General features: G+C 61.1%; 8 protein-coding genes. 2 read left to right on the top strand and 6 right to left on the bottom strand.

Features of this window, described 5'->3' with window-relative positions; all coding sequences use genetic code 11:
* Positions 1-174 precede the first annotated feature (174 nt).
* Positions 175-771, top strand: coding sequence for a 5-formyltetrahydrofolate cyclo-ligase (locus ABHT90_RS09815; protein ID WP_346982381.1), 597 nt, complete (start codon positions 175-177; stop codon positions 769-771).
* A gap of 167 nt (positions 772-938) precedes the next feature.
* On the opposite strand, the gene ABHT90_RS09810 is transcribed toward ABHT90_RS09815, so the two are convergent.
* A complete protein-coding gene (locus ABHT90_RS09810; protein WP_346982380.1) occupies positions 939-1,901 on the bottom strand; it encodes a hypothetical protein in 963 nt (320 codons plus the stop codon).
* 462 nt (positions 1,902-2,363) lie between these two features.
* The gene (metA, locus tag ABHT90_RS09805) at positions 2,364-3,290 is read right to left on the bottom strand and encodes a homoserine O-acetyltransferase MetA (RefSeq protein ID WP_346982379.1); all 927 of its coding nucleotides are present in this window, start codon (positions 3,288-3,290) and stop codon (positions 2,364-2,366) included.
* Positions 3,291-3,500: 210 nt separating this feature from the next.
* On the opposite strand from metA, the gene ABHT90_RS09800 reads away from it, so the two are divergent.
* Positions 3,501-4,478: an L-lactate dehydrogenase gene (locus tag ABHT90_RS09800; protein ID WP_117563734.1), complete on the top strand. Its 978-nt coding sequence runs from the start codon at positions 3,501-3,503 to the stop codon at positions 4,476-4,478.
* Positions 4,479-4,611: 133 nt separating this feature from the next.
* On the opposite strand, the gene ABHT90_RS09795 is transcribed toward ABHT90_RS09800, so the two are convergent.
* From ABHT90_RS09795 to ABHT90_RS09780, 4 genes are all read right to left on the bottom strand, one after another.
* The gene (locus ABHT90_RS09795; RefSeq protein WP_022094976.1) at positions 4,612-5,580 is read right to left on the bottom strand and encodes an SIS domain-containing protein; all 969 of its coding nucleotides are present in this window, start codon (positions 5,578-5,580) and stop codon (positions 4,612-4,614) included.
* Between the two features lie 144 nt (positions 5,581-5,724).
* On the bottom strand, positions 5,725-6,480 hold the full coding sequence (locus tag ABHT90_RS09790) for a GntR family transcriptional regulator (RefSeq protein ID WP_346982378.1): 756 nt from the start codon (positions 6,478-6,480) through the stop codon (positions 5,725-5,727).
* A gap of 2 nt (positions 6,481-6,482) precedes the next feature.
* Complete coding sequence (locus tag ABHT90_RS09785) at positions 6,483-8,465, bottom strand: RecQ family ATP-dependent DNA helicase (RefSeq protein WP_346982377.1); 1,983 nt, start codon at positions 8,463-8,465, stop codon at positions 6,483-6,485.
* A gap of 502 nt (positions 8,466-8,967) precedes the next feature.
* Complete coding sequence (locus ABHT90_RS09780; RefSeq protein WP_022095156.1) at positions 8,968-9,687, bottom strand: GntR family transcriptional regulator; 720 nt, start codon at positions 9,685-9,687, stop codon at positions 8,968-8,970.
* Between the last annotated feature and the right edge of the window lie 246 nt (positions 9,688-9,933).

Here is a 9,933-nt window from a genome sequence, read left to right as displayed (position 1 = left end):
ATGGCCTGGCGTCAGCATGCCGCGATTCAGTCGCGCGGGCAGCATTTCCCAGTTGACAAAACTATAGGAACACCCCCCTTGCGATGGTTTGTGTGATGGTTTGGGTGTTTGCCCAGATAAAACCTGCCAAAATAAACCTGTCCCTTTTTGGCAGGTTTGCTAGAGGAGGTTGGGATGGACAAGGCTGGATTGCGGCAGGCGGTGATTGCCCGGCGCGATGCTCTTGATTTGGATGTGCGGGCGGCAAAGTCCGCTGATATCTGCGTGCGGCTCGTTGAGCTACTGGGCCGCTCGGATCCCGCAGCCCCGCACACCGTTGCCGTCTATGCCGCGATGGGTTCCGAAGTCGATCCTGCCGCGTTTGCCGCAGCGGCCGCCAAACGCAGCTGGCGCGTGACCTATCCGTGCATGCTCTCGGCAACAGACGCCATGGCTTGTGACCAGCGCATGTGCATGCGGGCAGTTGCTGCTGCCGATGCGTCCTCGGCTCCGTTTATCGGCCACCCCACGCGAGCCTTCACGGCCACGGACATCGACAGTAGCCGCTTCCCTATCGTGCCTGCCGAAGCTCTCGACATGATCGTCGTGCCGCTCGTAGCCTTCGACCGCACCGGTGCGCGCTTGGGCTACGGCGGCGGCTGCTATGACCGCTACCTGCCCATGCTCTCACCCGCATGTCAAATCATCGGCATTGCCTTTGACGAGCAACGCGTCGACGGCGTTCCCACCGATACCCACGACCTGCCGCTACCCCACATCATCAGCGCCTGATCGCCGCTGTTTCGCACCCGCAAGATGAGCGTGGAAAATCTCCCACTTTGGGCCCCCTTACGAGCCAAAAGTGGGAGATTATCCACGCTCATTCAACAAGCGTCCAGATTTCCACGCTCGTCCGTCCGATTTTCCACGCTTGTGCAGCCAAACGCCCTGCAACTGCCTCAGCACGCACGCGGCACGCCGGCGACCTTGAGCTTGCGATCGAGCTTTGTCGGATCCCTTAGATCATCCCAGCACAAGCGCACGATCTTGCAGTTATCAAGCAGCGAAAGCCTCGACTCGCGCTGGCGCTCATCAAACTGCGCCTTCGCGAGCTTGCCCTCCTCCGCCGCCTTCTCGCTTTTAACGAATCCGTCGAACTCCCCGATAATCAGCCGGTCGCCCACACGCCACAAGTAGTCAACTCGATACGGCCGCCCCGGCTCAACCGGGTCGAACAGCTCAACTTGCAGCTCCGGCGTCTGCCAGCCGCGCTCAATCATCAGAGCACGCGCCTTGGACTCGCCACCGCTTTCCGATAGGCCATCGGCACACCGCGCAACACTTCGCGCCGTCACAACACCGCGACGATTTAAGCCAAGCTTGTTGATTGCCTCAACGAGATGCTCCTTCGACAACAGCTGCTCATGAAGCGCCGAGTCCGCAATGATCAGTCCCTCGACAAACGATGCATCGACCAGGCAATCCGTAATCGTTTGGTCGATATCGGTCACGGCAATATCCATCTGGATTGCCCGCGTTTGACGAGCATAACGATGGCGAATCACCCGAGAGCCCGGCGTCGTCGATTGCGCCGGCGCCGCGGCGATATGGATGTGCGTCAAATTGGCATGCGAAACCGAAAGGCCATAGATAACAGCCGCCGTATAGGAGCAAAACGTCCAGTCGGGATGCTTTTGCGCAAGGGCCCGCACCCGATGCAGATAACGTTGCCGAAACTTGAGCTCGGACCAATAATCCGGACGCGCATACAGCCCCGGCATGACCGCCTCTAGACTTCCCGCCGCCACACGCCGCTCAATCTGCTTTGCCTCCGCCGCCGTGCGTGCGTACACGCAGCTCATCTGCTGTTCGCACGCTTTAATGTGGCTTGTAAGTCTTTGATTCGCCGTCATGTTTCCCATGTCGCCTCCCAACTCTTGGAACGGCGCAAACGTACCAGACGGTTTCATGCGAAGTCTGACCAAATGCTGTCCGGGCGCTGACCAAATACTTGACGGTTTTGGACGTTTTAGGCTGATGGCTTATATCTGCAGGTAGGGTAGTTGTCGAGAGGTCCCTGTCTCCACAATTTGGCGCCTCTAAAGCCGTCGATTTCTTTTAAAGAAAATATGCTGTGGCTCAAAACTACCTTGTTTGCAACGTGGCCCGTATGCACTCGACGTGTAATGAGGCCGCCGGCATGACAGCTACAGAAAAATCGAGCGTGGAAAATCTCCCGTTTTTGGCCCCTTCCTCGGCCAAAAGCGGGAGATTATCCACGCTCGATTTGTAAACGTCCGAAAATCCACGCTCGTGTGTCCGAAAATCCACGTTCGTCACGCAGCGAGCACAGCAACGGCCGCAGCAGCAACCACAGCTACAGCCTAGTGCTCCTCGCCGGCGCGGGCCAGGTCGTAGGGCGTGGTCTGGTAGACGTAGTAGTTGAGCCAGTTGGTGTAGAACAGCTGAGCCTGGCTGCGCCAGACGTTGCGCGGCTCGGCGGTGGGGTCGTCGCCCGGGAAGTAATGCGCCGGCACCTGAGGGTTGAGCCCGCGCCTCACGTCGCGCTCGTACTCCAGGCGCAACGTGTCGGTATCGTACTCGGGGTGCCCAAAGACAAAGAAGCGGCGGCTGTCGGTCGACTTGACGATGTACAGGCCCACCTCGTCGGACACGGCCACGACCTCAAGCTGCGGCTCGGCCTCTACGTCCTCGCGGCGCACATCGGTGTTGCGCGAATGCACGGCATAGAAGCGGTCGTCGAAGCCGCGGACCAGCGGGCTTTGCGGCTTCACCAGATAATGCTCGAACACGCCGCTCGCCTTGGCCGGCAGGTCGTACTTCTGGATACCGTAATGATGGTACAGGCCAGCCTGCGCGCCCCAGCAAATGTGCAGCGTAGAGTGCACGTGCGTGGTGGACCAGTCCATGATCTGGCAGAGCTCGGGCCAGTAGTCGACCTCCTCGAACGGCATCTGTTCCACCGGCGCGCCCGTGATGATCAGGCCGTCGTAGTGGATGTCGCGGATGTCGTCGAACGTGCGGTAGAACGTCTCCAGGTGGCCGGCGCTCACGTGCGTGGCCTCGTGCGTCTTGGTGCGCAGCAGGTCCACTTCCACCTGCAGCGGCGTGTTGGAGAGTTTGCGCATGATCTGCGTCTCGGTGGCGATCTTGGTGGGCATGAGGTTGAGGATGAGCACGCGCAGCGGACGGATGTCCTGGTGCAGCGCGCGGTACTCGGTCATGACAAAGATGTTCTCGCTCTCGAGCTGCGCGGCGGCAGGGAGGGCGTCGGGGATGCGAATGGGCATGAATGCTCCTTACGAGTCAGTTGCAGTTATGGTACAACGACCGGCCCCATCCGCGCGAGTACATCGCCCGGCGATGCCGTCAGCGGCCCAAATCACTCCAAAAGTAGAGATTAAGGCATGCCCAAAAATCTACGGCGCTTTAGCCTAGCAAAGTGGCAGCAGGACGCTACAATGGTTCGACGCGAAAAACTCGGCCGAAAGGATACATATATGTACCAAACGCGTAAGATCGGTGTGGTCGGCCAGGGCCACGTAGGAGCGCATGTTGCCAACAGTCTGCTCATGCAGGGCATTGCCGATGAGCTGTACCTGTGCGATATCAACGAGGCCAAGGTGACGTCCGAGGTCCAGGACCTGCGCGACTCCCTTTCGTTTGTCCCGTACAACACCAAGATCGTCAACTGCTACGACCACTACGAGGAGCTTGCCTGCTGCGACGTCATCGTCAACGCCGCCGGCAAGGTCGCGCTGGCCGCCGGCAACCGCGACGGCGAGCTGTTCTTTACCACCGACGCCGCCCGCACCTTTGCCAAGCGCATCGTCGACGCCGGCTTTGACGGCATCTTCGTGAGCATCTCCAACCCCTGCGACGTCGTGTGTACCGAGCTGTGGCACCTGACCGGCTACGATCCCAAGAAGATCATCGGCTCGGGCTGCGGCCTGGACTCCGCCCGCCTGCGCACCGAGATCTCCAAGAAGGTCGGCGTGAGTCCCAAGTCCATCGACGCCTACATGATCGGCGAGCACGGCTTTAGCCAGCTGGCCGCCTTTAAGGCCGCAACCATCGCCGGCAAGAGCCTTAACGAGCTTCAGGCCGAGAACCCCGACAAGTACGCCTTCGACCACATGGAGGTCGAGGAGCTCGCACGCAAGGGCGGCTACGTAACCTACCAGGGCAAGCAGTGCACCGAGTACGCCGTCGCCAACTCCGCCGCGCGCGTCTGCGCTGCCGTGCTGCACAACGAGCACGCCGTGCTTTCGGCCTCCACGCTCATGACCGGCCAGTATGGCGAGGAGGGCATCTTTACCTCCCTGCCGTGTGTGATCGGTGCCGAGGGCGTCGAGGAGGTCTACACGCTCGACCTGTCCGAGCACGAGCTCGAGGGCTTCCACAAGAGCTGCCAGCACATCCGCGACAACATCGCCCAGCTCGACTGGTGGGACGCCGAGGCCTACGACGCGAAGTAGGCCGCCGCTTGACGCGACACCTCGCTCATACGGACGCTATGCAAAGCGGGCCGCGCCGGAAATCCCCGGCACGGCCCGCTTTTTGGCTCATGCGACACGCTCGCGAATCGAAGGTGAATGCTTTTCCCGTTACCTAGTACTGCTCGATGCCCATGTAGCGACGAATCTCGGGGCTGTGGTCGAACACCTTGCCGCGGGCGGCGCGCAGCTCGCAGCTCATGTTGTAGAAGAAGATCGGCTCCAGGAACGAACGCACGCTGGCAGGCACTTCGCCCACGCCGTACTCGAGCGCATCGAGCACCATGACTGTATCGGTGTGCGTGTTGAGGAACGCCAGCGCGCGCTCCTCCATGGGGCGGCACTCGCCCGATCCGAGCTGCACAAAGTAGAACACGCCGGGCTCGGTGGCTTCGAACGGGCCGTGGAAGTACTCGCCGGAGTGGATGTAGCAGCAGTGCTGCCACTGCATCTCCATGAGCGAGCAGATCGCCATGGCATAGGTCTGGCTAAAGTTGGGACCGGAGCCCAGGATATAGAAGAACTTGTGCTGCTGGCAGAGCTCGGCAAAGCGGGCGCCCAGCTCGGCGTTGACCTTCTCACGGGCGGCGGGCAGCAGCGCATCCATCTGCTTGAGGCCCTCATACATGTCGGCGAGTGACTCGTAGCCTTCCTGCTGGTCGAGCAACTCGGCGGCGATCAGAGCGCCAATGCCCTGCGGCACCTCGGCCTGCGACACGCCCTCACCCCACGGATAGACCCAGGTAGTCCACTTGCCGTTGTCGATCTTTGAGCCCTCGCAGTCGGTAAGGGCAATGACCTCGGCACCGGCGGCCAGCGCCATCTCGCAGCCGTCGACGACCTCCTGCGTGTTGCCGCTGTGGCTGCAGGCGATGACGAGCGACTTCTCGCCAAGACTCTTGGGAGCCATCAGGCAAAACTCGCGTGCCGTGTAGACCGTCGAGGTAAACGTGGTGGCCTCACGCTTGAGCAGCTCGTTGGCCGGCATGAGATCGATCATCGAACCGCCGCAAGCGATCCAAAAGACGTTCTCGATCTTGCCCTTGCGCTCGATAATTTCCTGAATCAGATCATGTGCGTTCATGCTGATGCCCCTCCTTGTGTGGCGGCTTTTGGCGACGGCTGCTCGTACCTGCTGTCGTTCTATGTTGTTCTATATATACCACGCATGCAGCCACGGTGGAAGCCATTGCGGTAAATTTGTTCCATGTTGTTCTATTCGTGAACGTTAGATGTCGAACACGTAGCGCGAGCCCACGATCTTTTGACGACCGAGCAGCAGGGGCCGCTCGTCCTCATCGGTAAAGTAGGCCTCCATATAGAAGAGCGGCTCGCCGACCGGCACCTCCAGCAGCGGGGCCGTCTGAGTATCGGCAAGCGCAATCTCCACGGTGCAGGGGTCGGACTTGAGCGGCGCGCGACCCGAATGCTCGGCAACGAGCGCAAAGATTGAGTTATCGGTGAGGTCCTCGTCGGCCAGCGTCTGCAGGTAGGGATGGTCGGCGAGCACAAAGGCGTTGTTCTCGAGCATGACGGGGATGCCGTCGGCCGTGCGCACGCGCTCGACCACGATAAGCTCGCAGCCGGGCTCCACGCCAAAGAACGCCGCATCCTCGTGCGTCGCCGCGACCACCGTGCGCGACACCAGACGCGCACCCGGCACCATGTCGTTGGCAGCACAACCCTCAGTAAAGCTCTGGACGTCACCCTTCTGGCGAATCTTGCGCTTGAGCTTGGGGGCGCACACAAACGTGCCCCTCCCCTGCTGGCGGTTGAGATACCCCGCGCGCGACAGCTCCTCGATGGCACGGCGCACGGTGATGCGCCCCACGCCGTAGGACTTCGCGAGCTCCATCTCGGAAGGAATGCGCGAGCCGGCCGCGTACACGCCGCGTGCGATCTCGCCTTTCAGGTCGTCCATAACCTGCTGATACAGCGGCACGGCGGATGCGCCAGAGCGGTCGGTTTTATCGTCGAATGCCATCGTTATGCTCCATTCCGCGCATGCTCGGACTCAAACTCTTCAATCGCCGCCATAAACTGCTCGCCAAAGGCGTCGGCCTTTTTCTCGCCGATGCCGTTGACCTGGATAAGCTCGTCGCGCGTCTGTGGGCGTAGGCGGCACAGGCCGCGCAGGGCCTTGTCGGAAAAGACCATGTACGGCGCCATCTCCAGCTCCGTCGAGATCTCCTTGCGGAGGGCACGCAGGCGCTCGAACAGCTCGGCATCGTCGCCAACACGCGGGCGCTGATCCAGCTCGGCCTCCTCGCGCAGCAGATCGACGGCGCGGCGGGCGCGGGCCGAGGCCTTGCGCTTGGACGCACGACGCTTAACGGTAAAGGCAAACACCTCGTCCTCGACCTCGCCGGCGCGCGGGCCCAGTCCCACGACCGGGTACTGCCCCTGCGAGGTAGCCAAATAGCCGCGCCCGCACAGCTGCCCGATGATGTCCTTAATGCGTCCGACCGATTCGCTCGACAGCTCACCATAGCCACTGTCCTGATCCAGGTTCATCTGGCGAATGCGCTCGGTGTTGCCGCCGTGGAGCACGTCGGCGATCAGCGACTTGCCAAAGCGCATGGGGCGCGTGGCCACATAGCGCACGGCGGCGCGGGCCATGTCGGTGACGTCCTCGACCTCGAACTGCGTGAGGCAATTGCTGCAGTTGCCGCAGCCCTCGGCGTCATCCGTGGCGGTGGCGCCCGCACCAGCCGCAGCAGCATGCTCGGCCGCGGCCTCGTCGCCAAAGTAGCGCAGCATGTATTCGCGCAGACAGCCGGTGGTATTACAGTAGCCCTCCATCTGGCTGAGCAGGCGATATCGATTCTGGAGTGCCAACGCGCGCTGCTCATCGTCAAGCGCCTCGTCGGCAGCGTCGCCGCGATCGATCAAAAAGCGGCGCATGCGAAAATCGTTGCCGTTCCACAGCAAATGGCAGCTGGCCGGGTCGCCATCGCGACCGGCGCGGCCCGCCTCCTGGTAGTAGGCCTCGATGCTCTCGGGCACGTTGTTATGGATCACGTAGCGCACGTTAGGCTTGTCGATACCCATGCCAAAGGCGTTGGTGGCAACCATCACCTGGGTATCGTCGTCGATAAAGGCGCGCTGGCTTTGACGACGGGCGTCGTTGCCCATGCCGGCATGGTAGCGGCCAACGCGAATGCCGCTGGGGCCCAGCGCCTCGGCAAGCTCACCTGCCAGCGCATCGACCGTCTTGCGGGTCGAGCAATACACGATGCCGCTCTCGCTCGAATGCGCAATCACATAGTCGCGCACCCACGCGGCCTTGGCCTTGTCGCCCATCTCCTCGCAGCCAAAGTAGAGGTTCTTGCGATCGAAGCCCGTCACCACCGTCGCGGGGTTTTGCAGGCCGAGCATCTGCTGAATGTCCGCACGCACGCGCTCGGTCGCCGTGGCGGTAAAGGCCGCCACGATGGGGCGCTGCGGCAGGGAATCGATGAACTCGCGAATCTGCAGGTAGGCGGGGCGGAAATCCTGGCCCCATTGACTCACGCAGTGGGCCTCGTCAATGGCCACGAGCGGCACGCCAATGCCGGCAGAACTCGCGGCCTCCTGCGCAAAGGCTAAAAAGCGCGGCTCGAGCAAGCGCTCGGGCGCCACGTACATAAGCTGGTAGCGGCCCTCGCGCGCCCGCTTGAGCACAGTGTTTTGCTGGGCCGGAGTAAGACTGGAGTTGAGATAGCTGGGCCGCGCGCCCGCCGCAAGCAACGCACGGGTCTGGTCCTCCATAAGCGACAGCAGCGGACTCACCACAAAGGTGATGCCGGGCAGCATGAGCGCGGGCACCTGGTAGCAAATGGACTTGCCGGCGCCCGTGGGCATAACACCCAGCGCATCGCGACCGGCAAGGATCGCATCGACCATGCGGTCCTGTCCCGGGCGAAACGAGGTGTAGCCAAAATAGGCGCCGAGCGTGTCGAGCGCCATCTGCTGCATGTTATCGGTCATGGTTTCCTAACGTCCAAGTCATCTGCCGCCGATTATACGCCGCCACGCGGACCGGTGCCGCGCCGCTGCCGGCCACGGGCGATGCAATCCGAAGGGAACGAGCGCGGATTTTTGGACACTTTCCGGATGAGCGTGGATAATCTCCCACTTTGAGCACGCCGTTGAGCCAAAAACGGGAGATTATCCACGCTCATTCTACGGGTAGTCATTGGGGACACACCTGAATGACCAGTCGTTTAAGAACGTTCCCAACGGCTAAGGAGTGTCCCCAGTGCCGGCCCGGCAACGTCGATGTTTTATCTCTTGACAAGCACGGAAACGTCGCTGGTTGAGCATAAGTCAGCGAAAACGCCCCTAAGCGAGCAAGGTGACGTGAAAGAGGAGGGAAGCGTACTTCGGTACGCGACCGACGATTGAACGTCAGATTGCCGCTTAGGGGCGTTTGCAGCGTCGAGCCGTTACGGCGTTTGGTAAAACGCCGTAACCAAAGGCGCAACTAGAGCTACATGACCATAACGTAGCGCGATCCCACGTAGTACTGCTTACCCATCAGGACCGGCTCGCCATTGGGGCCCGTGAAGCCGGCACGCAGGTTGAGCAGCGGATCGTGCGGAGCAATGCCCAGCTCGGCCGCCTGCTCGGTATTGGCACGAACGGCCTCGACCGTGCGGTAGCCAACCGAAACAATCGGCGTTCCGCCAACACGCTCGACCTCGGCAAAAATCGACTTGTCCTCAAGATCGGCCGTCAACAGCTCACGGTAGGCATCAAACGGCACAAAGATGTTCTCCTCAAAGATGGGCTCGCCGTCGGCCGTACGCACGCGCTTGATATGCAGCAGCAGCGCATCCTTCTGCAGGCCAAAGAACTCCATCTCGTTTTGGCGCGCCGGAACGATCTGGCGATCGATCACGTGCGCACCGGCCTTCATGCCGTTGCCGGCACACAGCGCGGTAAACGTCTGCAGCGTCGAGGCGTGAAACTGGCGATTGATGTGCGGCGTGGAGACAAAGGTGCCACGGCCCTGCTGCTTAACCAGGTAGCCGTCGGAGCACAGCTCCTCGACAGCGCGGCGCACCGTAATACGGCTCACCTCGTACTGCTCGGCTAGTTCAAGCTCGGACGGAATACGCTCCTTGGGTGCATAAACACCTTTCTCGATCGCATCCTTGATTTCGTCATAAATCTGCTGGTAAAGCGGTGCATTTTTGGGCGCAGGCATATCTGATCACTCTTATCAAAATAGCTAAATTTCTAATACGTATATAACGTCTAGTTTCATGTTACCTCATATTGATAAAACGATACACCCTCCCTACCAAAAAGCGACAGCTTCATTTTGGTAGGTTTTATCTGGGCAAACGAGAGCCCTCGAAAGCAACGGGGCTTTCGGGGGGGGCTCGTTCGGATGGGTTGCGCAGGACCGGCAAAATGCCAATACCCTACTTGCCGTCGTCCTGCTGCAGGC

The organism is Collinsella aerofaciens, from assembly GCF_039758815.1.
In the GTDB taxonomy this organism is placed as follows: Bacteria; Actinomycetota; Coriobacteriia; order Coriobacteriales; family Coriobacteriaceae; genus Collinsella; species Collinsella aerofaciens_BP.
The sequence above is the reverse complement of the archived record's forward strand: the minus strand, read 5'-3'. Positions and strand labels throughout refer to the sequence as shown.

Excerpts from the sequence above, each read along its gene's own strand:
- metA (WP_346982379.1), bottom strand. The coding sequence starts at position 3,290 with ATGCCCATTCGCATCCCCGACGCCCTCCCTGCCGCCGCGCAGCTCGAG.
- ABHT90_RS09815 (WP_346982381.1), top strand. The coding sequence starts at position 175 with ATGGACAAGGCTGGATTGCGGCAGGCGGTGATTGCCCGGCGCGATGCT.
- ABHT90_RS09780 (WP_022095156.1), bottom strand. The coding sequence starts at position 9,687 with ATGCCTGCGCCCAAAAATGCACCGCTTTACCAGCAGATTTATGACGAA.
- ABHT90_RS09790 (WP_346982378.1), bottom strand. The coding sequence starts at position 6,480 with ATGGCATTCGACGATAAAACCGACCGCTCTGGCGCATCCGCCGTGCCG.
- ABHT90_RS09795 (WP_022094976.1), bottom strand. The coding sequence starts at position 5,580 with ATGAACGCACATGATCTGATTCAGGAAATTATCGAGCGCAAGGGCAAG.
- ABHT90_RS09785 (WP_346982377.1), bottom strand. The coding sequence starts at position 8,465 with ATGACCGATAACATGCAGCAGATGGCGCTCGACACGCTCGGCGCCTAT.
- ABHT90_RS09810 (WP_346982380.1), bottom strand. The coding sequence starts at position 1,901 with ATGGGAAACATGACGGCGAATCAAAGACTTACAAGCCACATTAAAGCG.
- ABHT90_RS09800 (WP_117563734.1), top strand. The coding sequence starts at position 3,501 with ATGTACCAAACGCGTAAGATCGGTGTGGTCGGCCAGGGCCACGTAGGA.